Raw genomic sequence first — 25972 nt, forward strand, 5'->3', positions numbered from 1 at the left:
TGTCACTAAATCACAAAATTTGGTGATGAACCTTATGTTTTATTCGACTCGGGCAGTGACTGACACTGGATCTTTTTTTACTTAGCGCTTATTTTATTTACTAAATTTCTTAACTCTTTTTTAATCAAACTAGCATTTCCACAATACCATTCCCATTCTGTTAACGGTACTACTTGACCTATTGTATAGATCGTATCACACCAATTATATATTAATTTGTATAAATCGTTTGAGATAACTTCTAAATCGTTAAGTTTGGCTAAATTTTGCCGCCATCCATAACCAGTTTCGAATTTACAATGATATCCTGAAACTATTTTATTTAGCTCAACAAGCAATTTTTCAATATACGAATATGTTTGATTTATATACTCAATATCAACATCATTCAATGTCTTTACTCTTTCCTCCATTTAGTTCATCTCCTTTAACTATTCACATTTTAATAATCAGCACTCATTGTGTAAAATAGCGCTAATCTTTATTGTTAGTAAGCAATACTTACTCTCTTCGGTGCTCCAGAGTTATCTCATAACTTTTGGGAATTATCTAAAAATTTTTCTATTTTTCTCGCTTATCTTTATTTGCAATGTTATCCATCCCGCGAATTGCAACAATTACAGCACCATATGCTTACACATTTCGGCATCATATTCAGTTAAGCAAACGGGCTGATAGGCGAGAAATGATCTTGAAAATAATATTCGTAAAAGATACATTTCTCTTCTTCGAAACAATTGCTTCTATTGTTATAATTGTCCATCAATATACTACAAAACAAATTGGAATGAACGATTAAAAACAGGAAACCTGAAATAGAAAAGTTAGTTCCTTTTGATATTTTAGTAAGCAGATCCGAACGTGTAAAACCTTATTCCAATTTGGAATACAACGACTAAAGGAAATGGAAGTAGCAAGGAGCAACCATCCATGAAATCGCCAAATCAATACAGAAAAGTTATTGGTCCGTTTATACAAATGAAAATAAGTAAAAAATGGCATACAATAACGAAGCAATTGTAATACTTCTTGTGGTTGTTGATTAGCTTGTCATGCCGCAACGTCTTCGACTCTTGTTCCCATGCCAGACTATATCTTCACTGTTCCTAAAAAGATAGACATATATCATCTATCTTTGTTCAAGAGATGAACTCTTGCACGTAAGACGAACAGTTCTTCTTACGAATCGCGTTAGAGAATCACACTCTAAACCAAGAATGGAAACATCCATCTATTCGAGTCTTTAACTAAAATAGATTTTAACGTTTCCGTCACATTTGAATCCCCATTCTCACTTACAGCAGAAGAAGAGACTCAAAAGGATGTAGAGGTGCTCCCCCACACTCTTGGTAGGCTGTTAGCCCCGCTAAAGGAATGGAATGTCTAAATAACGAGAGTACGTGGTCCCTATCTTCCTTACAGGTAATAGGGAAGCGTTGCCCCCGTTTCTCCTATCGAACTACCTTAACTATTAGATGTCCGCTTTTAGAATTTCAATTTTGTCATGGAACCAATAATTCTTTTTTACTGAGTTCGTTATGCTTCTCCATTTACTATAATTGGACTGGTGTTTATCCAATGTTTTAGGAAGCTGTAAGACCGTATCATATTTTGGTTTTTCTAACGAAAATCGGAGCGCTCTTCTCGCAATCACACAAGCGGCTGAACCATGAGGACTTAGTCCATAGCGGGCCATAAACTTCATATGACCAATTTGACTGGTATAGTATGGATAGACCAATTTTACACCTACACCTAGTTTCTTTGCCTTCGATTCTACTAGGGATTTGAATTTAGAATACGTAAAACCCGATAACATCCGGGCATACTTTGAATTCATTTCCCCTAATACAGCCCTCTTTTTAAAGAAATATAAATCTTCAATCGCCACATGTTTTCCTACAGAGAGAGCATATTTCATGACTTGCTGAAGAGCATTACTTAATGAAGCAAAAATTTGATTTTTGTTGCGGTCATACATAGATACGCGGATCTTTTGTTCTTGGAGAGGATTGCCAAATCGATCGACTTCACAAACAGATAAAAAACCAGCGTTTAAATCGATACCAATATAGCCGCCTAGGTCGGTAGTAGAAATTTCGGGGACATCTCTTTCCACTGTCGCAAAAAGATACCATCCTTTTTCTTTACGCAAAAAACGATAAGTAATGGCACGAAAGTACTTTTTCGGCTTGCCACCTTTGGTGATGCCCATGTAAGGGATTTTCGCCTGGTTCAATACTCTTTGGCCATACGGAAACATTACACTGGGAAATACAATATATTTTCCGTATGTATCGACAAATTGATGGGCTACCCGAAGATGCAACTCGTTCTTGGTATTATAAATAGCGCTCTGATTTCCAAACGTTTCGTCTTTCGAACCGATGACTACAAATTGAGAACTTCTCGCTCTTTGCCAATCGCGTTTCCATTCTTCATGAGATGAATAACCATTTTTCTCTAAATGAAATTGCTTGTGAAATAAACGTTTCGAACCAAAACAGATTCGGATGATGTTGTTTCGTTCATCTTGTTGTAATTGTTCTAATTTTTGCTTCAAGTTGCGAAGTTTGCGTTTTTTCTGATGCAAAACAAACTTTATGTTTCTGTATCTTTTTACTATTTTCTGAAAACAGCTATCTGTTTCTTTAGTTTCCATTAGTTTTGTATATTGTTTTTCTTTTTGTTTTATTTTCTTTTCAATAATTCTCTCTAATTCCATTATTCGATGTTTGAGTTGTTCAATTTGATATTTCCGAACCCTCTTCACTGCAGATAGTTTTCCTTCTAACTGCATTCGCAACGCATTGAATTGCCTTGAAGTAATGCCGTATTCTTTACAAAACGACGGTTTGACAGATGAAACCGATTGCTTTTTAACATAGAACAAGACAAATAGCTTTCGTTCAAGAAAACCAAAAAACTTGCCAAACTCATCCAGATAGCGATAGGAATCCAAATGGTGATTCAGTTGAATGTTACTTAATTTAGTTTGGTATGTTTGTAACAACTCTAATCCCCCCCTTTCATCTTTCTTTGGAAACATTCGATTTATCGCTACTTATCTCATATCTATCAATCATTGCACGATCATTCGCCATTATTCTAAATTTTGATAACTATATTCACCCTAGATAATCAAAACCTTAACAACTCGCTCCTCTTTTGTAATACATATACCCGATTATTTATATTCTCTACGAAAATAAAAGCTTTTGCTTTGTATCGTTGATTATCTTCAGTAACAAACATGACATCTACCATTTTACCTTCCGGAAGTTCACTTTTCAGCTTTACATGAATTTCCCATAGTTCAGAATGCGGATAATCGAACACAACTAGATTTGCACAGATGAAAGATAGGTCTCTGTAATGTTGTCCATCATAACTGATTTGCATTTTCCTAATTATCTTCTTTTCTTTCATTCCATCACCTTATCACGAAATAGTCACAAAATAGTGAAAAAGGTCTGAGGAAAATTCCTCAAACCCCTTGAATAAATGATTAACGTAATAATTGTAGCACTCCCTGAGGAAGCTGATTTGCCTGCGCGAGCATCGCTTGCGCTGCTTGAGAGAGGATGTTGTTCTTCGTGAACTCCATCATCTCCTTCGCCATGTCGACGTCTCTGATACGAGATTCTGCGGCTGTTAAGTTTTCTGCCGCATTGTCAAGGTTTGCAATTGTATGCTCTAGACGGTTTTGCCATGCACCTAATTGCGCTCTAGTCGTTGAAACTGTATTGATTGCGTTATTGATTATATCAATTGCAGACGATGCTCCATTTTGTGTAGAAATATCTACTGCATCTACTCCTAAATCTGAGGCACCTACTGCATCAATATCTACAGACAAAGTTTGAGATGAACTATCAGGACCAATATGGATGGTGAAAGTTTGTCCAAATAAATCTTTTTGGTTAAATTTAGTGTCAGAATTAATTCGATCTAATTCATTAATCAATTCCGTTACTTCTAATTGAAGCGCCGCACGGTCAACAGTATTGTCATTAGTATCGTTAGCCGCTTGAACAGCTAGTTCACGCATACGTTGCAAAATAGCGTGAGTCTCAGTTAATGCCCCTTCGGCAGTTTGGATTAGAGAAATTCCGTCTTGAGCATTGCGAGATGCTTGCGATAGACCGCGAATCTGAGCACGCATTTTTTCTGAAATCGCCAAACCTGCTGCATCATCCCCAGCGCGGTTAATACGAAGACCGGAAGAAAGTTTTTCCATGTTCTTTTGAGCATTTGCCCCGTTGATTGATAATTGACGATACGTGTTCAACGCCGCAATATTGTGGTTGATTCTCATATTCTCTTCCTCCTTGAAATTTTTTTCTTCCACGTCCTTGTGGAATGATCAATTCGCGGATAGGAAGAAAGTCGGCCGCCTTTCTTCGCTATGCCACGTTCACTTTTTATATCGGTTTGCTGTTTAAAAAGTTTAATAGGTTGGAGAAAAAATTTTTTAGATTTTGATGTCGAGAAATTGGGAAAATGGCGAAGGCTGTTGAATTTCTTTAATGATGTGTGCTGGGTCATCCTTATGTTTATTAATGATTTCATTTAACGCTTGTTCAGCGGCTTGTTTGTTATCTTGGACAATGCTCGCAATGATTCCTGGGACATGGATGCCCATAATGCTGACGCTCATACCTGTTTCCCCCCTTTCCAGTGTTTCAGTTGTTCGTTTAGCTGCTCGAGCGATGTTTTGGAGGCGAGGGAGGCGGCGTTGTTTTCGGCTTGGATGGCAAGATAAATTTCTTTGCGATGGATTTCGACATGTTTCGGTGCGTTAATGCCAAGCTTCACTTGATCGCCTTGGATAGCAAGGACAGTGATTTCGATGTCATCGCCGATTTGAATTGCTTCTTTCAGTTTGCGCGTTAGTACAAGCATACTTGCCGCCTCCTTTATTTCGCCACTTTTTCGGGAAAGAGGCGATGTTTCGTTTTGTAGTCCGTGTTTGTTAAAATAACTTGCTTTCCAAGGCGTTTACGAGCATTAATGACAATCGGTGCCTGCAAGTTTGCCGTTGTGTCGTCGAAAGGGTCGGTGACGGTCAAAATAACGTATAAAGCAACGTCTTGTTCGCCAGTGATTTGCAGCTGCTCGAGCGTGTTGTCATCGAGTTCGATTTCGTACGTTGGAAAGTATGAAAACGGCTCGATTAAGACAAAACCAAGAGCGGGTGTGTTCACCGATTGTAAAATGATAAACGGTGTGTCTTCGAGTGGTAATAAGACAAATTGTTTTTCCTCTAAAAACCCTGGAATTCCTTGTTCAAAACGAACGATGTCCTTTTCATCAATGTCGATGTTTCCATGATATTTTGTCGCGATTTTCATTTATTCATCCCTCGATTCGTATTTACGTGACAATGTCGATGCGGAGCGAATTGTGCTGCGCCAAATCGATGTGCACCGCTCCTGGTTGGTAATGAATGACTGGACGGTGCGGTTTTACGTCAATGAGCGGCTTATGAATTTTCCAATCCATGATCAGTTTGCCCGGTTCGTAGTCGATTTTCACGCTAAATGGAGATGGTACGAACCCGATGTTAAACTCCAGCGGCGAGTCTTCACTGTTTGCTTGCGCTTGCTCGGCAATCACGTCGCCGCCGTTTTCGATTTTCATCAGCTCATCTCCTTGCGCGGAAACGGTCTCTATGTACGACAGCCATGTTTCGTAACCATCTTTTGCCGCGTCCTCGATAAGCCGAAACACATGTTTTAAATTCATCTCTGCCCATGCCTGCGACTGGTCGATTGTCAGGCGCGGACGGATGACGTTGATCTCCAGTTCTGGCTTTGGCTGTTCGATCGTCATTTCAGCTGGCGGTTGTGCGATTTCCAGTTGTGCAGGTTCGGTGGAAATCTCCAGTCTTGCGAATGTCGCTTCCATACGAAGCTGCGGAATACGCATCAACAGTTCCTCCTTGTCGAAACCGCCGCACTAGGTGAGCGGAATCGAAACATGATAAGAAAAAAGCCAGCTAAAAAGCTAGCTTATCGTAAAAAGTCGACCAACGTCGGCTGGATGATGCGCGCGCCAACCGCTAGTGCGGCGCGATGGACACTTTCTTGCACTTTTAAATCGGTAATGACACGTTCCATGTCGGCGTCTTCGTTATCCGACAACACTTTTTTCGCAATGACTTCTTGCTGGTTAATGCGGTCTTCCATTAATTCAACGCGGTTCATGCGCGCCCCTAACTCGGCGCGGACACCTAGTAGATTTGTAATATGCTGATCAATATAGCCGAGGTATTCGTTAATATCTTTTCCCGTCTTCGTCGGATCGTCCAAATCGTTGGCAAGCGACTGCAAATCGCTGAACAATCCTTTCCCTTTTTGCGAAGCGTCATAATGGAACACTTTCGTTGGATCCACATTGACACCAATATAAATGCCTTTCGCTAATTCGATTTTTACTTCTTCTGCATTGTTCGATGTTGTAATGGAACCGTTCACCATTTGCACAGGAGGCTGTAACGTGTTTGTGCCGTTAAAAATATATTTGTCGCCGACTTTCGTATTGGCGATCGTCACCAACTGTTCGGTCAGCTGCTTAATTTCTTGCGAGATCGCTTGGCGCTGCGTTTCTTCATACGTGTCGTTGCTTGCTTGAACAACGAGCTCGCGAATGCGCTGCAACGCTTGTGTCGCTTTATCGAGCGCCGCGTCTGAGTTTTCAATCCAGTTGTACGCTTCGGAAAAATTGCGTTTCAACTGTTCGACTTCCGTTAAGTTGGTGCGATACGCCATCCCTTTCATCGCCACGACAGGATCGTCCGATGGGCGGTTAATTTTCTTTCCCGTGGAAAGCTGTTCTTGATATTTTCCTAAGTTCGCATAGCTAGCGCTTAAATGTTTTAGCATATTATTTGCCAGCATGTTTTGTGTCACGCGCACGTTTAGTCACCTACCTTCCGACGATACCCATTCCGTTGATGATTTTATCGAGCATTTCATCCACGACAGTAATTTGCCGCGCTGCCGCGTTATAGGCGTGCTGGAATTTAATCATGTTCATCATTTCCTCATCAAGAGATACGGAGCTGACCGATTGACGGCGCTCTTCCACTGATTGGCGGAGGACGTCGCTATTGTTTTTCATCCGGTTGGCTTGCTGCCCGTCGACGCCAAGTTTCCCAATCCAGCCTTGGTAGTTCGTTTGGATCGTGCCAGAAGTCAACGGCAGATTGAGCGTGCTGATCTGGATCGTGTTTGTTGTCCCAATTAAACTGACCGTATCCGCAGAAAGCAACATGCTGCCAACATTCGCGAGATTAATCGCATTGTTTCCGTTTCCTGGCTTTCCATATTCCGTGGAAGCAGCAATGTTCGCAAGGTCGTCAATATCGGCAGAAAGACGAATCGTTTTTGCCGCTCCTTTTTCTTCTTGACCAAGCCCATCGAAAAAGGAAACACCCGTTTCGCCGTTGAGCCCATATCCTTTTTCGTGAACTGCATTAAACAATTTACCGAATGTATAAGCAAGCTTATCTAAGTTATTTAACATATCCGGATAAATGCCCGTGACGATTGGCTGACCGTTGCTATCCTGCCCGTTTACGTAGCCGTACGCTTCGATGAGTCCGCGCAGTTTGCCCATTGGAAATGTGACTTGATTGTTGCTGGTGAAGGAAACGGACGTGCCTCCCACTTGCAACTCTGTGACTCCCGTAGCTGGCGGCATTTCCTTGATGTGCTCTTTGTCCCCGTCCACATCTTGACCATCTGGAAATGAAATGGATTGAAAATCCCTGCCTTGGACGAGATATACTTTTTCGTTTCCGTTGAGGAAATAAATATCATATGTCCCTTCCGCCGTTGCTGGCGCGTTGCCACCGGTTGGATGTTTTTCGACTTGTACATTAATCAGTTTGGAAAGCTCGTCAATAAGACGGTCGCGTTCGTCATACAGATCGTTCGGCAAATAGCCATTCGGTTCGACGCTCGCAATTTGTTTGTTCAGTTCGCTAATTTGTTTGGCAAGCGAGTTGATTTGCGTGACCGTTACACCAATCTGCGTCCCGATATCGGTTTGAATTTGCGATAACGAGTTGGATAAATAATGGAACGTTTCGACTACGGCAAGTCCGCGCTGGCGTACAACAGACCGTGCCCCTTCGTTTTCAGGATTGACGCTTAAGTCTTGCATCGCTTGCCAAAACTGATCCATCGTTTTTGCCAATCCGTTATCTGACGGTTCGTTCATAATGTCTTCCATCTTCGCAATCGCATCCGCGCGCGCTTCCCAATAACCAAGCTTGTTGTTTTCCCCGCGATATTGAATGTCCAAAAAGTATTCGCGCACACGCTCAATCGAACCTGCTTTTACACCTGTCCCCATCTGACCAGGGATTTGCGGACGATTCAGACCAGGAGCGGGAAATGGCTCCGTCGTCACAAAATTGACGCGTTGTCTTGTATATCCAGGTGTATTCGCATTCGCGACGTTATGCCCTGTTACGTAAAGTGCGGCTTGCTGGGTCATCATGCCGCGTTTGGCGGCTTCTAATCCGTGAAATGTCGAAAGCATCGTTCTCCTGGTTACTAAAATCTATAAAAATCGACTCTTCGCGATGGAACCAGCCAAACAGCTTGCCGCTCAGGAAACACCTGAGTTCCATCAGGAAGGGAATTTCCCTTGTCATTCACTTGCTGTGAAAGACACCCCGTGGATCGCGGTTAGCGACGGCATCTGTCGTGCACCATTCCTTCCATCGGTCAGTACACGACAACGATTTTAGCAACCAGGTCTACACCTCCTTAATGCTTATTCTCCTTAAGCCTTTGACTCGAATATGGAGCGGTTTAACGACTCTTCGTATTGGTTCGTTTCGTTATACGTAATCGGCTGGACGGATGGCATGGCCACATCCAACATAGCCGAAACGAACTGCAATGACTGCTCTAACAGCTGTTTATTTAATTCATTTGCCTGTTTGAGTTGTGCGATCGTTTCCGTCAACCGTTCATATAGCTCAGTCAGTTTTTCACGTTCCGTTTTATCGGCAAGCTCAATGCAACGGGTGATCGTCATGTTTTGCGCGTTTGGAAATGTTTTTTCCATCCAGCGCACTCGCCGTTCCTCGAACTGTCGAATGGCGAAAATATGTTTTTGTTCTTCGTTCATTAACGTCGACAATGCATCCATGTCATTTTTTTTCAACGCTTCCGTTTTGCGCTGGGCGAGCTTGTATAAACTTTCATGCAGTTTCGCTTGTGCCTCTAATATCGAAATAAGCCCAGAAAACGTCATCATCGTTCGCTCCGTTTTTATTGTTTTCGATAATATTCAATGATGCTTTTCGCGATTGCTTTCGGGTCAATCGTGTACGTCCCGTTTTGCACTTGTTGTTTTAACTGTTCGACTTTTTCTTGGCGAGCGCTTTCCCATTTCGACGCTTCCTGCAATTCTTTCGCCGCTTCAGAAATTTCGACTTGATCTTTTTTTCTTGTAGACGGAACTTGCCGCTCCACTTTATTAAACTGCCGCTCATACGGATTAACGTTCATCGAGCCGACATGATGAATTTTCATACTGTTTCACCTCACTTTTCTCCATCAACGTTCATCTGCCTACTATTTATATCGGAGCAAAGAAGCGAATGTTTAATGCTCCTCATCTTTTTGGACATAATAAGTTACCATTCTTTGTCGTTGTCGCTGTTTTTCTTCCTCAAGCTGCTTTAATTGTGTTTGAATCCTTGTTCTACATTTCGGACAAAGTTGCCCTTCGCGGATCATCGTGCCGCACGATTCGCAAGGATAGCCGAGATTTGGAAAATGAACAAGCTGGAGCCGCCCTATTTTAATCCATTTCGTAATGAGCGATTCGCTTACTCCCGTCGCCTCGACGACTTGCGCCATCGTGGCAGTGCGGTTTTCGCGTTTACGGAGAAATTGATACACTTTTTCAAACAATACCTCTTCTTCTTTATAGCACTGTTCGCAAACATCACGAATGGAATGTTTGACAAAAAGCCGCCCGCATCTCGGACAGTTTGTAAGCTCTCCCATCGTTTTCCCCTCCCCGCTTTCATTTACGTGTAAATGTTAATAATGAGTCCTTGAATCTCCCCCACGATGCGCAATATATCCAGTCCTTTTTGTTCCTTTTGCAATACGTTATTTGTTAATTCGATTAATTTGCGGTCCACTTCTTTGACGATTTTATAAATGCGCGCCCGTCCGCCGCGGCTGAATCCGCGCTGTTCTTCCAACTGTAGGCCGTTTTTGACGGCGTCGTCCAAAAATTGCTTGACAAGCTGTTTATATTTTTTCAAGTCCTCGATCGTTCGCGATTCGGCGAGCTTTTTCCCTTGTTCTTCGATTTGTTGGACTTGTTGCTGCACGCGTTCCCAGACGATATCATTTCGTTTTTTCGCCATCACTTCGGTAAATGACACCGATTCCATCGCTGTTTCTTCTTTACGGCTAACGTTTGATACGTTCGCCCTTGTTACTTTCTGCACTTCCATCGTCATCACCTCTTGTTATCCCCATTATCGCACAACTATAAAAAAAGGGCGAGGTCTTGTTGACCCACCCCTTCATCAACGAGCGTATTAGCTTTTCAACAGTTGCAAAATTCCTTGCGGCAACTGGTTTGATTGCGCGAGCATCGCTTGTGCCGCTTGGGTTAAGATATTGTTTTTCGTAAACTCTGCCATCTCCATCGCCATGTCGGTATCACGAATGCGCGATTCTGCGGACGTTAAGTTTTCATTTGCGGTTTTTAAGTTGTTGATGGTGTGTTCTAGGCGGTTTTGAATCGCGCCTAATTTTCCTCGTTCTTCGGATACTTTATTAATGGCTTGGTCAATCACGGTGATCGCCGCGCGCGCCGCCTGTGCCGATGATGATACATCGATCCCCGCTTGAGCATTTACTCCTGCACTCAGACTCGTTGTGTGATCCGCCATACGGGCAAGACCCAAGCTGGCGGCATCCATGACGCCTAAATCAAACCCTAGTGTCTCGGACTCATTGGCGCCAATTTGCATTTCCAACTTTAATGACTTTCCTTTATTTTCTTCAAAGTCATTATCAATAATTTCGATTTCCAATCCATTCGCTGAACCGAACGAACCTCCGTCATCTGTTCGATCGGTTGAAAGAATCAATGAGTTTCCTACCACACTAAACGCCGTTAATGCCGAAACAGGTCGATTTGTATCTGCTTTGGCATCCTCAAGTACTTGTTCAATATCCTTTAACACGTCAAAAACTGTTTTTCCTCTCACATCAATTGTTGCTGTTCCTTGCCCGCTGCTCCAAGTGTAGCTGCTTGCCATCGAATCGCTAAACGTAATCGTTAAATTATCGATTTTTAATACATCGCCGTTTTTAGGGACATCGCCAAAAGTCAGCGTGAATGTTTCGGGGACTAAAGCTTGATTCTTAGCAACAAGCGATGTAACCTCTTTTGTTGAATCAAATGGATCTAAATATTTGAGCTCTGTATTAGAAAAATCAGACGACACAGTGATTGTACTCGCTTTTTTCGGCGACATAACCTTTGCTGTTATCAATGTTAATTGACCGTTTGTAATGATTCCGTCACCGTTATTACTATTATCAGAGGCATTCACGATCGAACTTGCGGAGCTAAATGTACTATCATTAGCTAAAATTGCATCTCTTAATGCAGTAAGTAATCCGTTAATGTTATCTACTGCATCACTGTCATTCGCTGGGGTGGCAACCCAAGAAGTTACATTCACAGCAATATGCCCTGTATCAGCTAACCCATCACCTTTGGCATCAATTTCATATACTTTTCCGTTTATTGTAAATGTTTTTTTGTCGATTACATCTTGAGCCAACATGCCAAAGTTCTTCGAAAAGTCTAGTACAACTTTTGCCGGATCCGTTGGTGCCGCTGTGACAATCCCTTGCCATGTTCCGTTTCCTACATAGCTAATGGCTGAAGAACTCGCTTCAGCAAATGCTCTGCCTTCCGGGGAACCGCTAAATAAAATCTTTTGGTTAAACTGTGTCGTATCGGCAATACGGTCAATTTCTTTTGTCAACTGATCGATTTCCGCTTGAATCGCCGCACGATCGCTTGACTCAAGCGTATCATTCGCCGCTTGCACCGCAAGCTCTCTCATGCGCTGCAAAATGCTATGTACTTCGTTTAAAGCCCCTTCCGCCGTTTGGATGAGCGAGATTGCGTCTAACGCATTGCGTTCCGCCATTTGAAGTCCGCGGATTTGCGAGCGCATTTTTTCAGAGATGGCAAGACCAGCCGCATCGTCTGCCGCGCGGTTAATTCGCAAACCAGATGATAATCTTTCTAAGTTTTTAGAGACGCTTAATTGGTTTGCCGCTAAGTTGCGATAGGCGTTTAATGCTTGAATGTTATGATTAATTCTCATGTTTATTCGCTCCTTTATCCTATTTTTCTTCGTATGTGGTCACAAATTTTTCGTAAGCTGCTGCTTTTTGCATAAACGATTTTGGCACTGGCTGCGGTTCTTTTTTTAACGCTTCGTTCCAAGCAGATGAAATCGTCATTATTAATTGAAGCACTTCTTTAATGATGGAAACGTCTTTCTTCATATTGGCCTCAATGAGACGTTCTGCCATATAGTTGTAAAGCGCATCTAATTGATGAGCGATAATGCCGGCATCATATTTTAACCCGACACCGAGCCGGCGGAGAATATCATTGGCTTTTTGCAGCCGTTTATTGGCGTCTATATAATTTTTTTGTTCAATCAATGTAATCGCTGCTTCTAAACTTTCAATGAGTCCTTCATAAAGCAGGGCCGTTAGTTGTTGGGAATTTTTTTTATAAACAATTTCTTCAGTGAGGACCTCCAAATTGTACACCCCCGTTTGCTCTCTATTTTTTATATCGGCCATTTATGCACGTAGTTTAATAGTTTTTTTCTATTTCTTCTATTAATAACAAAATTTCTGCAATGACAGCGTATAGTTGCGGGGGAATGCTGTCACCTAAATCAAGGCTTAACAAGTTTTGCACAAGGAGTGGATCTTCTTGGATATGAACGTTATGTTGTTTCGCTAATTCAATAATCTTTTGCGCCACATATCCTGTTCCTTGAGCGACGACAGTCGGTGATTTTCCGGTTTCTTCATCGTAACGAATAACCGCTGCTGTGGGACCGTTTATTTGACTTCGTTTTTTTTGGTTAAAATATTTTTGGATCATATTGTAAAATCGTATCCTTTCTCCGTAAATGTTGCATAAGATGGTGTCTGTGATATCGGTTTCGACTCTTTCATTGGCATATTTTCTTTCGATAATTTTGTCACGTTCACTCCGGTCACACGATAACCAATTTCTTCTAATCTTTCTTTGGCGACATCGATAAGTGGTTGGATCTTCTCCGTAAAATCCTCTTTGTCGTTACGAAACGTAATCGAAAGATTTCTTTCATTTGCATTCAGTAAAATCCCAATATCGCCCAATTTTTTCGTCTCAAGCAAGAAATATAAACTGCAATTTTCCCAGTCAATTCGTTCGCCGTCTTTGCGAGAATTCACATACACTTTTATGCTTCGTACTTCATTTTGTAATAACAGCGGTAACGTGAAGAAAAAGCTTTGCGCATTCGCGCCTGCATCAAATTTATTTAACAGTTGTTGCCCCGTAAGATTATTTAACGCTTGTTCCGCTTGTTGTGCTACTTGCTCGTTTCCGCTTTGGGCAAGTTTCAAGAACATTGCCTTCATATTTTGTTGTGGCACTTCTTCATTGTTTCCTTTAAAAACGAGCGATTCAGCGACTTCGTAATCATGAGTTAAACCGAGCCGGCGAATCGTTTCAAACATTTGCCGTGCTGATGGTTCAAGCGCAAAAGGTTGAACCGTTTTATTCATCTGCGTTAAAAATTCTTTTGGCGAACCGGCAAACTTTAAACTTTCGTTTGCCACAAAATGTTTCACTTTCACATCAGATGGTTTAAATTGCATTTTTGCGAGTACATCTTTTACTTCTTTCACGATTTTTTGTGCGCCGCTATAGTCGCCTTTATTTAATCGTTTTCTCGCCTCGGCGAGCTGTGAACTTGCTTTCATTAATTGTTTTTCTGTCATCATATCGGTAAATAACATCATATCGCTTTTTAAAATGGCGTTGTCTAATTGCTTGATTGTCGTTTCTAAAAGCTGTTTCGCCTGAGGTTGGGCGCTTTGTTTATATTTCTCAATTAATTGCGAAATCGTCTCTAAATTACGCATAATGTCGCGTTTTATATTTTTAAAGTCAATCGCCGCTTGCGACATTTTTTTCGTAACGGTTTGTACAATGATATCTTTTGTTTGCAATTGTATGCTTGTTTGCCATTCGGAATCGAAAAGGTTGTCTAAGCTAGTTGATGGATCGGTTTTTTCGTTGACCGCTGAAGGCAATGATGTTTCGATTTCCGTCAATGTTTCTAGCATCGTTTGTCTTGCCGCAAGTTCTCTTCCGTTTTCTTTCAGCTGCAATGCCTTCGTGAAAGAGTCCGCTAGTTTTTTCCCGAGCTCTGGTTCTTTGTTTAACCGCGGCATCGTTTCCGTTTTAATAAAGTCCAACGCTTTTTCTAAGTTTGCTTCACGCTGAAGTGTTTTGATTGCTTTGCGAACGGCATCATATACATGTTGATTGGATATTTCTTTTTCATTCGTTATATCTTTCATTTGTTCGTTTTCTAAATTTGTAAGACTCGCAAGAAGCTGCTCGCGACCGCTTTTATCAAGTTTTGCCGCTTCAAACATTGCTTTTGTCAACTGTGTTACGATGTTCTTATCGGAAAAACGATGAAGCTGCTGGCGTATTTCTCGGATCGCCGCTTCGATGGTCTCCGCTTTGTCGATTGTTTGTTTTACTTGTTGAATCGTTTCAAGCAGATCAACTTGCGGCTTTTGTTCTTTTGCTGCTACAGCTTTTTCTACTTGTTCAAGTGTGCGAATGAGATGGTTTTTCGCGAATGTTTCCCGGCCGATTTGTTGTAACATCAAAACATCTTTGACTGCTTTTTCTATTTTTTGTTGTATTTCCACAGGCACATGGTCGTTATGAACGAGTTGCGTACGGACATGCGTCAGCGCTTTTGTTAAATCGGCTTCCTTTATTACCTGGCTGCGTACATCTTTCACCAGTTCTATAAGATTCGCAGACGATTGAGGTTTTGATTCATTGGCACGCAATGTTTCCTCTGCCTGCGTTAGCGCCTGCATTAAACGAACGCGGGCCTCAACTTCGCGGCCTTGTTGCTGAAGTTGCACCACTTCTCGCAATGCTCGATTCACTTTCTCCGCTACTTCTCGATCCATTTCCGGTGCATCCACGATATGTTGACGAACGTGTTCCACTGCTTTGGTGAGATTCGGTTCACGTATTGCTTGCTCGCGTACTTGTTTCACTTGATTTGCCGGTTCTTGTGTGCGCAGTTCTTGTTCCACTTGCTCCAATGCTTGGACTAAACGAACACGCGCTTCACTTTCGCGACCCATTTGCTGAAGTTGAGCGACTTCGCGTAACACTCGGTCGACTTTCTTCACGATTTCTTGATCCATTTTCGGCGCATCCACGATATGTTGGCGAACGTGTTCCACCGCCTTGGTGAGATTCGGTTCGTGTGTTACTTGTTCACGCACTTGCTTCACTTGATTTGCCGGTTCTTGCATGTGCAGTTCTTGTTCGGCCTGTGTTAATGCTTGGACTAAACGAGCACGGGCCTCGACTTCGCGGCCTTGCTGTTGAAGTTGCACCACTTCACGCAATGCTCGGTTCACTTTCTCCGCTACTTCCCGATCCATTTCTGGTGCATCCACAATGTGTTGACGCACCTGTTCTACCGCTTTGGACAGGTTCGGTTCGCGTGCTGCTTGTTCACGTACTTGCTTGACTTGGTTCGCCATATCACGTACGTTCGGTTTCACTTGCTCAACGGATTGTTCCAACTCCGTTAATGCTTGAATAACTTGACGGCGCGCTATTTGTTCTTGCCCGTTCGCTTTCAGCGTCTGCGCTTCTTTGATAACTTGGTCAACTTTTTGTCGCACTTCCTCTGGCACGTTGTCGTTATGAACGAGTTGCGTGCGAACCTGCGCCAGTGCCTTCGTCAAATTGGATTCCTTAATGACCTGACTGTGTACATCTTTCACTAGTTCCGCAAGATTTTGAGATGACTGAGGTTTCGCTTCATTGACACGCAATACTTCCTCAGCCTGTGTTAACGCCTGCATTAAACGAGCACGAGCCTCGACTTCGCGACCCATTTGCTGGAGTTGGACTACTTCACGCAATGCTCGATTCACTTTCTCTGCTACTTCCCGATCCATTTCCGGCGCATCCACGATGTGTTGACGAACTTGTTCTACTGCTTTGGACAAGTTCGGTTCACGCGTTGCCTGCTCACGTACTTGTTTCACTTGATTTGCCGGTTCTTGCATGTGCAGTTCTTGTTCTGCTTGTATCAATGCTTGAACTAAACGAACACGGGTTTCGCCTTCGCGACCCATTTGCTGGAGTTGGACTACTTCACGCAATGCTCGATTCACTTTCTCTGCTACTTCCCGATCCATTTCTGGTGCATCCACGATGTGTTGACGAACTTGTTCCACTGCTTTGGACAAGTTCGGTTCGCTTGTTATTTGTTCACGCACTTGTCTCACTTGATTTGCTAGTTCTTGCGTGCGCAGTTCTTGTTCGGCCTGTGTTAATGCTTCGACTAAACGAGCACGGGCTTCGCCTTCGCGACCTATTTGCTGAAGTTGCACCACTTCACGCAATGCTCGATTCACTTTCTCGGCTACTTCCCGATCCATTTCTAGAGCATCCACGATGTGTTGACGAACTTGTTCCACTGCTTTGGACAAGCTCGGTTCGCGTGCTGCTTGTTCACGTACTTGTTTCACTTGATTGGCGACATCACGCACAATCAGTTTCTCTTGCCCAACAGATTGTTCTAACTCCGTTAGCGACTGAATAACTTGACGGCGTGCTATTTGTTCTTGCCCGTTCGCTTTCAGCACCTGCGCTTCTTTAATGACTTGTTCTACTTTTTGTTGTACTTCCTCCGGCACGTTGTCGTTATGAACAAGCTGCGTGCGAATCTGTGCCAATGCTTTCGTTAAGTCGGCTTCCTTCATGACCTGATTGCGCACGTCTTTTACTAGTTCTGTAAGATTTTGAGGCGGTTGGGCCTTCGCTTCGTTCGTGCGAAATGTTTGTTCAACTTGATTTATTCGCTGCTTTGTCATTTCTAACGGTCTTTCTGTTTGGCCGGCTTGTTTGCTCGCAAGATCTTTTTCAATTTGTTCGAATGCTTGAATAAGGCGGTCTTTGCCAGCTTTTTGAGCAATAGACAAGCGCTCAACGAGTGTTTCGATTTCTGCTGCCGTTTTCTTATCTACATGACTAATAACTTCATTTTTTAATCGTTGAATTGCTTCCGGTAAATTGTTTGTATTCCGAATGATGTCTTTCGCTTTTCGCAACGCCTGTACCGTCTGTTCGACCCCATCATGAACTTTCGCTTCTGTCGTTTTGGAGCTGGATGCTATTTCATCCTCCATTTGTGTCAATGCCTGCATTAACTTTGCTTTGGCAGAAAGAGGCTGTCCTATTTGTCGTAATCTCTCTACTTCCTGGAGAGTTGCGGCTATTTTTTCTTTAATATCGTGAGAAATGTTTTTGTTATCTACTATCTTTTCTTTTACAATCACAATCGCTTTTCCTACTAACGGCTCGCGTTGCACATGCTCACGTAGTTTTTTCACTTGTTCCACTAGGTCATACTCGCTCATTCCACGTTGAACGCGCGTTTCCTGGGAGACAGATTGCTCTAATAGCACTAATGTTTGCACGATTTTACCGCGGGCAAATGATTCTTGACCTTTTTCATGGAAAACAACCGCTTCACGCACCGCTCTATTTAAGGCTTCCGATACATCTGTTTCTGCCGCTTTAGCTAACTCGGCAACGCGTTCCATTACTTTGGTAAAATTCGGCTCACGTTGAATTTCTTTACGAACATTCGCAATTACTTCTTTTGTAACACGACCACTGTTTTCGATTTCTTGTTTTGTAAATGTAAAACTTGCATCCAGTTGTTTGGCGATGGATGTTAACACTTCACCCAGCGGCTTTCCGTGCAGCGCCTCATGAACCGCTGTTATTTGTGCGTTCGTTACTTCTAATCTTTTATTTACTAAAGCACGAATCGTATCCAGTTTTTGTTCAACCGTACCCGGAGCTTCAGCGAAAAACGTTTTTAATACGGCAACCGTTTCTTTCGTTAGCGGCATTTCTTTAGATAGTAACAATTGTGCCGCTTGTTTTAACTCAGTAGGCACATTTTCCCCTGCACCGAGTTTGGTTAAAAGTGTTGTGATATCATTCATTTGCGGCTTTGCTACAGGTTGAGGTCGTGGGATCACTTTCACTACTGGAATATCTCCTTGTTGGGCTGTTACCTCTATCATCACACGTCCTTCTTGAGGCAATTCCCCTTCTACTTGAACACGAATATCCGTTCCTTTTATATTCACTATCGCTTCATTGATATTTATTTTTTCTTTTATCGTTGCCTCATACGTTTCACCATTTTTTAATAGGATCGGTTGTTCATGCACGAAAGCTGCTTGTCTTGCTAGGGAATTTCGAATTTCCATCACTATCACTCTCCGCTCGACATGTCCTTACTTTTAATATCGGCACATCTCAAGCGGATGTTTACTGACTCGTTACGACCGAATGAGGGTGAAGGAGGAGACGTCTATCGCTCCAGCTTGACGCAACACCTTCGCCGCATGCCTTAACGTCGTTCCTGTCGTGTAAATATCATCGATTAACACAATATGCTTGTCCTGTAAAGGCATTTTTCCCGAAAACTGAAAGACGTTTTCCGTCTGCAGCCGCTCACGGCGCGATTTTTTGGATTGTTTTTCGAGGTGATGACGTGTGAGGATATCGTGGATGGGGAGAGCGAGCAGCACGGCCAGCGCCTTTGCTTGGTTAAATCCGCGTTCGTACAGGCGCTCGTCGCTGAGAGGAATCGAAACGATCAGAAAGGTATGGTCAAAATGACGATAAAATTCACGGCGAAACTCTTCTTGAAACGCTTCGACAATCGCGTAGTCGCCGCGAAATTTCCAAAGCGCAACCACTTCTTTCATCCATTCATTGTACATATACACCGACCGATTTTTCGTCAACACATCTTTCCACTCGTCGTCCTCTTGCCAACGGACACAATCCATGCATAATCGACCTTGTCGATGGGATGGTTCAAGGTCTGCAAACGGACGGCCGCACATATCGCAAATTTCTCCGTTAATCCTCATCAACGCATTGCGGCATTTCGAACAAAGACAATCCGCTTTGTCTAATGTCAAAAAATGCCGCCAACTCACCATCGGATTGTACGGCGTATGGCAAATCAAGCAATTCATTGCGTTTTCAACATCCCCCTTTCCGACGCCTCCTTATTCATTCGCTCAATCTGCCGTTTCGCCGCGACCATTTCCCGTGTTTTTCCGTAATGGAAAAAACATATGTCACCGTTTGGAAATTGAGCGCTTCGCCCGACGCGGCCGGCAATTTGCACGAGCGCGCTTTCCGTAAAAATGCGGTCTTCCGCGCCAAGCACGGCAACATCGATGTTCGGAACGGTCACGCCGCGTTCCAAAATCGTCGTAGTGACAAGAAGAGGAATGCGGCCGTCGCGAAACGCTTGCACTTTTTCCGCACGCTTCGGATCTTCCGCGTGAACGCCTTCGATCCGCTCGTCTAATAGTTTCAATATACGTACAACTTGCTCGAGCTCATCAATATGGGGGACGAATAAAAACGCTTGTTTTGCTGTTTCAATGCGCAATTTCACCCATGCGGTGACGTTGCGGGGAAGACGCCGTCGCTTTAACTGTTTGCGCCAGTTTCCACACCATTCAAAGGATGGGACAGGAAGGGGAAAACCGTGGTAGCGGGCGGGAATGGTGACCGCTTTTCGTTTGCCGCGCTTGATTTCTTTCTGCCAAGCTGGATGTGGAGTTGCCGTTAAATAAATAAGACTGGATGTCTCTTTGCGCGCTTTTGCGACAGCATATTCAAGCATCGGTTCCATCGAATACGGGAAGGCGTCGACTTCATCAATCACCATCACATCAAAAGCGCGGTAAAAACGTAATAGCTGATGGGTGGTGGAAATAACAAAAGGGGCGAATTTGCCGCGGTCGTCGCTGCCGCCGTACAAGGCGATCAATGGGACGCTTGGAAATGCTTGTTTCAAGCGAGGGGCAAGCTCGCGCACAACATCGGTTCTTGGGGTGGCAATACATACGCGTTTTCCCATCTCAAGCGCCCGCGCGATGCCTGGAAACAATACCTCTGTTTTTCCAGCGCCACAAACCGCCCATACGAGTAATTCGTCATTCCGCATGATTGCGTTCTCCACCGCATCGGCAGCACGCTGCTGGCCTTGGGATAACGTTCCGTTCCAGGAAAGCGGGGAAAAATAGCAAGCTTGAGGGAAAGAAAAGCGGGATACAACCAGCGGGGTACATGCGCTGACACGTCCCATCATAATGCATTTGCGGCAATATGTACAAACCGCTTGACAGCGTGCACAAGGAAATGAGGCGAAAAAATGATTCTCCTCGTTTCCGCACCTTATGCAGCGCCATCCATGTTTTGTTTTCATCATTCCTTTTTCGTAAGCAAGATAGCCATGTTCATAATGTGCTTGAATGAGATCAAGGGGGAACGGAAGTTCTTCAAGGAGAAGCTGTTTTCCTTCCAAAAAAGAAAGGAGTTCTGGGGAGTAAGGAAACTCGGGGTGCAGTGGGATAGAAGACGTGGCATCAATGTAGCTGATCGGTTTAGCAGTTCGGTCATTGGTTTTGGCCAATGCTTCGGGGATCAACCTTCCTTCATCCACGATAAAACGCATATGATCCCTCCATTTCATATTGTTCATCCCTATGCCGCATAAAGCTTTGCGGCATAGGGATCAGCAAGATTACGGTTGATACCATGTTAGTCCTAACGCACCTTCACCAAGATGGGTTCCGATGACTGGGCCGAAGTAGCTCACCATGAATTCGACATGCGGATACTTGCTTGCCAGTTCCTGCTTCCATTGTTCCGCCTCATCTGGACGATTCGCGTGAATGATCGCCGCCTTGAGCGGCACTCCTTTGGCTGCGTCTTCGGCAAACAATTCTTCAATCCGTTTCACTGCTTTTTTGCGCGTGCGAATTTTTTTCAAACGGAACGATCACTTTATTTTCAAAGTGAAGCAGCGGCTTAATTTGCAGCAGTCCGCCGATGAACGCCTGCGCGCCTGTCAATCTTCCACCGCGCTGCAAATGCGATAAATCGTCTACCATAAAGTAAGCGCGCAACGTTTTTTTCACTTCATCGAGCCGTGCGATGATTTCCTCTGGCGTTTTCCCATCAAGCGCCATCTTCGCCGCTTCGATCGTGTAAAAACCTTGGGCCATGCAGCTGATTTCCGAATCATACGCGTACACTTGCAGACCATCGACCATATTTCCTGCCGTCAGCGCGCCTTGGTACGTGCCGCTAATGCCGCTCGAGAGATGGATGCTAATGACCGCATCGTATCCTTCGTCACGGAGCGATGTAAATAGTTCGACAAATTCGCCAACCGCTGGCTGGGAGGTGGTCGGCAGCTCTTTATGCTGCTTTACTTTGTCGTAAAATTGTTCCGTGCTAATATCTATTTCCTCACGATACGTTTCCGCGCCAAACGAGACGCTCAACGGAATCATATGAATCCTTAGCTTATCGCGCACTTCTTTCGGAATATAAGCGGTGCTATCCGTTACAATAGCTGTTTTCATCGTTCATACCTTCCTCGTTCATTAGTCTTTATTACCTATTGTAACAAAAAAAAGGGACGAAATTCATTATCCAATAGCAATAAATTGTCCAGCCATTTTCCGCAAACATTAGCGCACTTCGACCCAGCCGTTTTTGATGGCGACAACGACCGCTTGTGTACGATCATTGACATTTAATTTTTGTAAAATGTTGCTTACATGATTTTTCACCGTTTTTTCGCTGATATATAGCGCCTCACCGATACCGCGGTTGCTTTTTCCGTCTGCTAATAGCTGCAATACTTCACATTCACGGCGCGTTAATAGATGAAGCGGCCAGCGGACTTCACGTTTTCTTTCTTTGTTTTCGCCTTTTTCCGATGCAAGCCGGCGGTATTCGCGAATCAAATTGTGCGTCACTTTCGGATGCAAGTACGAGCCGCCTTCTGCGACGATTTTCACCGCTTCAATCAATGTATCTGCATCCATTTCTTTTAATAAATAGCCGGTAGCCCCTGTTTGCAATGCGCGCATCACATAGTTTTCATCATCATGAATCGAAAGAACGACAACTTTTGTATCAGGATACGTTTCAATCAGCTGTTTCGTTGCCTCTACTCCATTGATGTTCGGCATGTTAATGTCCATAATGACAATGTCAGGGCGATGCTCTTCTACAATCGAAAGGGCTTCGCTTCCGTCCGCGCCTTCTGCAACGACTTCAAACTCCTCTTCAAACTCTAAAATTCGCTTAATCCCTTCCCGAAATAGTTGATGATCATCAATAATGGCGATGCGTGTTTTCATAACCTCTCCTCCCTTTGTTGATTATGTTACGTTATACATTCAACGGAATACGAATGAAAATCGTTGTACCGAATCCAATCTTTGACCGAATCGTTAATGTCCCTTGCAACAATTCGACCCGTTCTTTCATGCCAATAAGTCCAAAAGCATTCTCTTTTTTTACCGTTGTGTCAAATCCTTTCCCATTATCTTTTACCATCACAAACAGCTGGTTGTTATTCATTTCCGTTCTCACTTGAATTTCGGTCGCTTCCGCATGCTTCAGGGCATTTTGTACTGATTCTTGAACGAGACGGAACACCGCAACTTCCATTCGGGCCGGTAGTCTTACTTCTTCACCAATGTGTACAAAGGAGACGGCAATCTCCCTATTATAATCTTCGATCGTTTGTAGGTATTTTCTTAGTGTAGGAATTAAACCTAAATCGTCAAGCGCCATTGGTCGCAAATCATAAATAATTCTTCGTACCTCATAAAGAGCAGAACGAACCATTTTTTTAAAATCGCGAATTTCGGCAATCGCCGCTTCAATGCCGCGATCTTTTAACACTTTTTCAATGAAGTCGGAACGAAGAATGGCATGGGCGAGCGTTTGCGCTGGACCATCATGAATTTCCCGCGATAGCCGTTTTCTTTCCTCTTCTTGCGCCTCGATAATTTTTAACCCAAACTCTTGTTTTTGTTTAGCACCTTCAATAAATTCCCCCACTTGACGGAAGTCGCTGTTTAAATAATCAAGAACAACCGTAATTTGTCCAACTAAATGCTCTGCCCGTTCGATCGTTTCCTTCAGCCCAACTAAGCGCCGCTCGAGCTCATCGCGCCGCAGCCGCAGCTGTTTTTCCCGCTCGCGGATCATCGCCAGCTCCATGTGCAATTCATGGGCCTTTTCGTATGCTTCACGAATTTCCTCTTCCGAATATAGCGAAAAATCCTTGCTTACTTCCGCAAGGCGCTGCCGAGACAGCCGGGTTTGTATTTCCAGTTTATCCGCCTCTTCAATCGTCTGTTTGGTTAGCATCTTCACTTCCAACAATTCTTGAAGCAGCTGTTCATGTTCTTGGCGTGACTGTTCACCGATCCGAAAAATTTCGTCCTTGCTATGTTGAACGGTGTCGATCATTTTTTCGACAATTTTATCTAATTCCTTTGCATCCAACGTTTTATTTGAAGACATACAAGATCCCCCGTAAACGCTTTGCTGCGCTGCTTTCTAATTTTGTATATCTGCACCAAAAAAATTTATTTGAAGGAAAAATGTTGTCGATTTATAATAAAAAAGCATCCAATAACAATAACAATCTATTTCTTTTTCTACTAAATTAGTATAACATGTTTTTGTCCAAAACTTATCGAATTTTTGAAACTCCTTTGTGTAACAGTGGGGTGATTTTTGTTTTGTTACAAAAATATTACACAGTAAAAGGGTACGGAGAAAACGAAATCATTATTGAAAAATCCCGTTTCATTTGCTATATCAATAGAGCAACAACAGAAGAGGAAGCAATTGAGTTTATCCAGCAAATTAAAAAAAAGCATTGGGACGCAACACATAACTGTTCTGCCTATATCATCGGCGAACACGACCAAATTCAAAAAGCGAACGATGACGGCGAGCCAAGCGGCACCGCTGGCGTTCCGATGCTGGAAGTGTTAAAGAAAAAAGGATTAAAAGATACCGTCGCCGTCGTCACCCGCTATTTTGGCGGCATTAAACTCGGGGCGGGCGGTCTTGTTCGTGCTTACGGAAAATCCGTATCAGAAGGGCTTAAGGCAGCTGGCATTGTCGAACGCCGCCTTGTGCGCGTCATGCATGTTGTCATTGACTACACATGGCTCGGAAAAGTGGAAAATGAATTGCGCTCTTCTGTATATACTATAAAGGATATCCATTATTTAGAAAATGTCGAGCTAGAAATTTTCGTTGATGAAGAAAAAAAACAAACGTTCATCGAATGGATGATGGAACTTACCAATGGAAGATCGGAAATAAAAGAAGGGGAGACGGAGTATTTAGAACAACAAATCGAAATATAGGAAGAAAGCAAATATTGAGTCGGTAAACAACTTTTTGTAAAAATTAACTGAAAAGAGGGTTACTATGGTTGACTCAAGAAATGCAAGAAAATTAGTAAAAAAAAGGAAGAAGAAAAAGAAAAAAATCCGTATGATTTTACTTATGCTGTTTTTTCTATTTATCGGGTCGATCAGTGTGTTTGGTTACAATATATATTTAGAAACAAAAAAAGCATCGGAAAAAATATACGAAGCACTAAACCCATCCAATCTATGGAAAAAGCGCGATAAAAAAATTGAAATACGAAAAGATCCTGTCACGATTTTACTTGTTGGTGTAGAAAATCAATATCACGACGAAGAAGGCCGTTCGGACGTGATCATGCTTCTAACCGTTAACCCAAAAACAAAAAAAGTTTATTTATTAAGTATCCCGCGTGATACGCGCGTTTACATCCCTTCGGAAGGCAGAAAAGATAAAATTACACACTCTTACAGCTACGGTGGCATTGAGTCAACAATCGCCGCTGTCAATGAGTTGATTGATGTTCCAATTGATTATTACATCACAACCGACTTCGAAGGATTCGAAAAAATAGTCGATTCCCTAGGTGGAATTACGGTCAATGTGCCGTTTACATTTAAAGCTCAACTAACCGGTTCCTTAAAATGGCATACGTTTCATAAAGGCAAACAAAAACTGAATGGAAACGAAGCGCTTGCTTATGTACGAATGAGAAAATCGGATCCAAAAGGCGATTTCGGAAGAAACGAACGTCAAAAACAAGTCATTAAAGCGATTATAGAGAAAAGTACATCGATTACTTCCTTAACAAAACTTGATGATGTGATCGCTAACTTAGGAGACCATGTTCGTACAAATATTCCTCCTTCCGATTTGTTATCTTTTATTTATCTATATCAAAAAATGGATGATGCCCGTGTAGAAACCCTTCATCTAAAGGGGTATGATGATACCATTAATGGGGTGTATTACTATATCCCAGCTGAACAATCCGTTGCCGAAATTACAAAAACACTACAACAAGCTTTAGAGGAGAAGGAGACTACCTCGTTTACACAAAACGACTCCGATTTCGTCACTTCCAACTAATTACCAGAGCCTCCCTCATCTACGTAAGCTTATAGGGAGGCTTTTTTTTTTTTGAAAGTTTAAGCTAGGTGACTATTGCTACTGAGGAATTCATATCCATTTACGTTTTCCTTCATTATTTTCAACAATTCCATTCCTTTTTCCTCTCAATACTCCTATATAGCACTTTATTCGCATTGGAAAATCCGCCAAAATTCGCTATTATAGTATA

Annotated in this window: 24 protein-coding genes and 1 pseudogene; 2 read left to right on the forward strand and 23 right to left on the reverse strand. The window is 43.0% G+C overall.

The genetic code is table 11. The features are described from left to right. Window positions 1–77 precede the first annotated feature (77 nt). From DER53_RS03090 to DER53_RS03200, 23 genes and pseudogenes are all read right to left on the reverse strand, one after another. The gene (locus tag DER53_RS03090; RefSeq protein WP_062756154.1) at window positions 78–413 is read right to left on the reverse strand and encodes a hypothetical protein; all 336 of its coding nucleotides are present in this window, start codon (window positions 411–413) and stop codon (window positions 78–80) included. 1058 nt (window positions 414–1471) lie between these two features. Then, window positions 1472–3013: an IS200/IS605 family accessory protein TnpB-related protein gene (locus tag DER53_RS03095; RefSeq protein ID WP_062756152.1), complete on the reverse strand. Its 1542-nt coding sequence runs from the start codon at window positions 3011–3013 to the stop codon at window positions 1472–1474. A 128-nt stretch (window positions 3014–3141) separates the two neighbouring features. Then, window positions 3142–3429 (reverse strand): hypothetical protein, encoded by a 288-nt coding sequence (locus DER53_RS03100; protein ID WP_062756151.1) that lies wholly within the window; start codon window positions 3427–3429, stop codon window positions 3142–3144. A 79-nt stretch (window positions 3430–3508) separates the two neighbouring features. Then, on the reverse strand, window positions 3509–4318 hold the full coding sequence (locus DER53_RS03105) for a flagellin N-terminal helical domain-containing protein (RefSeq protein ID WP_062756149.1): 810 nt from the start codon (window positions 4316–4318) through the stop codon (window positions 3509–3511). A gap of 156 nt (window positions 4319–4474) precedes the next feature. Beyond that, complete coding sequence (locus DER53_RS03110; RefSeq protein ID WP_015865079.1) at window positions 4475–4660, reverse strand: hypothetical protein; 186 nt, start codon at window positions 4658–4660, stop codon at window positions 4475–4477. Then, window positions 4657–4905, reverse strand: coding sequence for a carbon storage regulator CsrA (csrA, locus tag DER53_RS03115; RefSeq protein WP_062756147.1), 249 nt, complete (start codon window positions 4903–4905; stop codon window positions 4657–4659). Before csrA ends, DER53_RS03110 begins: the two co-directional genes overlap by 4 nt. A gap of 14 nt (window positions 4906–4919) precedes the next feature. Next, window positions 4920–5354: a flagellar assembly protein FliW gene (gene fliW, locus DER53_RS03120; RefSeq protein WP_062756145.1), complete on the reverse strand. Its 435-nt coding sequence runs from the start codon at window positions 5352–5354 to the stop codon at window positions 4920–4922. 22 nt (window positions 5355–5376) lie between these two features. Next, complete coding sequence (locus tag DER53_RS03125) at window positions 5377–5931, reverse strand: DUF6470 family protein (RefSeq protein WP_062756143.1); 555 nt, start codon at window positions 5929–5931, stop codon at window positions 5377–5379. A gap of 83 nt (window positions 5932–6014) precedes the next feature. Then, the gene (flgL, locus tag DER53_RS03130; RefSeq protein WP_062756141.1) at window positions 6015–6920 is read right to left on the reverse strand and encodes a flagellar hook-associated protein FlgL; all 906 of its coding nucleotides are present in this window, start codon (window positions 6918–6920) and stop codon (window positions 6015–6017) included. Between the two features lie 10 nt (window positions 6921–6930). Next, window positions 6931–8553 carry a flagellar hook-associated protein FlgK gene (flgK, locus tag DER53_RS03135; protein ID WP_062756139.1) on the reverse strand — a complete coding sequence of 541 codons (1623 nt, stop codon included), beginning with the start codon at window positions 8551–8553 and terminating at the stop codon, window positions 6931–6933. A gap of 246 nt (window positions 8554–8799) precedes the next feature. Beyond that, window positions 8800–9279 carry a flagellar protein FlgN gene (locus DER53_RS03140; RefSeq protein WP_244319628.1) on the reverse strand — a complete coding sequence of 160 codons (480 nt, stop codon included), beginning with the start codon at window positions 9277–9279 and terminating at the stop codon, window positions 8800–8802. Window positions 9280–9293: 14 nt separating this feature from the next. Continuing rightward, window positions 9294–9557, reverse strand: a complete 264-nt coding sequence (gene flgM / locus DER53_RS03145; protein WP_062756135.1) for a flagellar biosynthesis anti-sigma factor FlgM — start codon at window positions 9555–9557, stop codon at window positions 9294–9296. Between the two features lie 72 nt (window positions 9558–9629). Then, window positions 9630–10037: a TIGR03826 family flagellar region protein gene (locus DER53_RS03150; protein ID WP_062756133.1), complete on the reverse strand. Its 408-nt coding sequence runs from the start codon at window positions 10035–10037 to the stop codon at window positions 9630–9632. 23 nt (window positions 10038–10060) lie between these two features. After that, entirely contained in the window at window positions 10061–10498 is a 438-nt protein-coding gene (locus DER53_RS03155) for a YaaR family protein (RefSeq protein WP_062756132.1), read from the reverse strand. 87 nt (window positions 10499–10585) lie between these two features. Beyond that, the gene (locus DER53_RS03160) at window positions 10586–12400 is read right to left on the reverse strand and encodes a flagellin N-terminal helical domain-containing protein (RefSeq protein WP_062756130.1); all 1815 of its coding nucleotides are present in this window, start codon (window positions 12398–12400) and stop codon (window positions 10586–10588) included. Window positions 12401–12419: 19 nt separating this feature from the next. After that, window positions 12420–12848: a flagellar export chaperone FliS gene (gene fliS / locus DER53_RS03165; protein WP_062679044.1), complete on the reverse strand. Its 429-nt coding sequence runs from the start codon at window positions 12846–12848 to the stop codon at window positions 12420–12422. Between the two features lie 55 nt (window positions 12849–12903). Continuing rightward, complete coding sequence (locus DER53_RS03170) at window positions 12904–13200, reverse strand: EscU/YscU/HrcU family type III secretion system export apparatus switch protein (protein ID WP_062756128.1); 297 nt, start codon at window positions 13198–13200, stop codon at window positions 12904–12906. After that, on the reverse strand, window positions 13197–18656 hold the full coding sequence (locus DER53_RS03175) for a hypothetical protein (protein ID WP_156482455.1): 5460 nt from the start codon (window positions 18654–18656) through the stop codon (window positions 13197–13199). Before DER53_RS03175 ends, DER53_RS03170 begins: the two co-directional genes overlap by 4 nt. Window positions 18657–18725: 69 nt before the next feature. Then, a complete protein-coding gene (locus tag DER53_RS03180; RefSeq protein ID WP_062756125.1) occupies window positions 18726–19433 on the reverse strand; it encodes a ComF family protein in 708 nt (235 codons plus the stop codon). Next, a complete protein-coding gene (locus DER53_RS03185; RefSeq protein ID WP_062756123.1) occupies window positions 19430–20929 on the reverse strand; it encodes an ATP-dependent helicase ComFA in 1500 nt (499 codons plus the stop codon). Before DER53_RS03185 ends, DER53_RS03180 begins: the two co-directional genes overlap by 4 nt. Window positions 20930–20998: 69 nt before the next feature. Then, window positions 20999–21845, reverse strand: a pseudogene (locus tag DER53_RS03190) (DegV family protein). A gap of 108 nt (window positions 21846–21953) precedes the next feature. Further along, on the reverse strand, window positions 21954–22631 hold the full coding sequence (locus tag DER53_RS03195; protein ID WP_015865096.1) for a response regulator: 678 nt from the start codon (window positions 22629–22631) through the stop codon (window positions 21954–21956). 31 nt (window positions 22632–22662) lie between these two features. Next, window positions 22663–23808, reverse strand: a complete 1146-nt coding sequence (locus tag DER53_RS03200; RefSeq protein WP_062756120.1) for a sensor histidine kinase — start codon at window positions 23806–23808, stop codon at window positions 22663–22665. Window positions 23809–24029: 221 nt separating this feature from the next. Here DER53_RS03200 and DER53_RS03205 point away from each other — a divergent pair, with 221 nt between their 5' ends. Then, a complete protein-coding gene (locus DER53_RS03205) occupies window positions 24030–24668 on the forward strand; it encodes a YigZ family protein (protein WP_062756118.1) in 639 nt (212 codons plus the stop codon). A 64-nt stretch (window positions 24669–24732) separates the two neighbouring features. Next, window positions 24733–25761, forward strand: a complete 1029-nt coding sequence (locus DER53_RS03210) for an LCP family protein (protein ID WP_062756116.1) — start codon at window positions 24733–24735, stop codon at window positions 25759–25761. Window positions 25762–25972: the final 211 nt, after the last annotated feature.

It is taken from the genome of Parageobacillus toebii NBRC 107807, from assembly GCF_003688615.2.
Lineage (GTDB): Bacteria > Bacillota > Bacilli > Bacillales > Anoxybacillaceae > Parageobacillus_B > Parageobacillus_B toebii.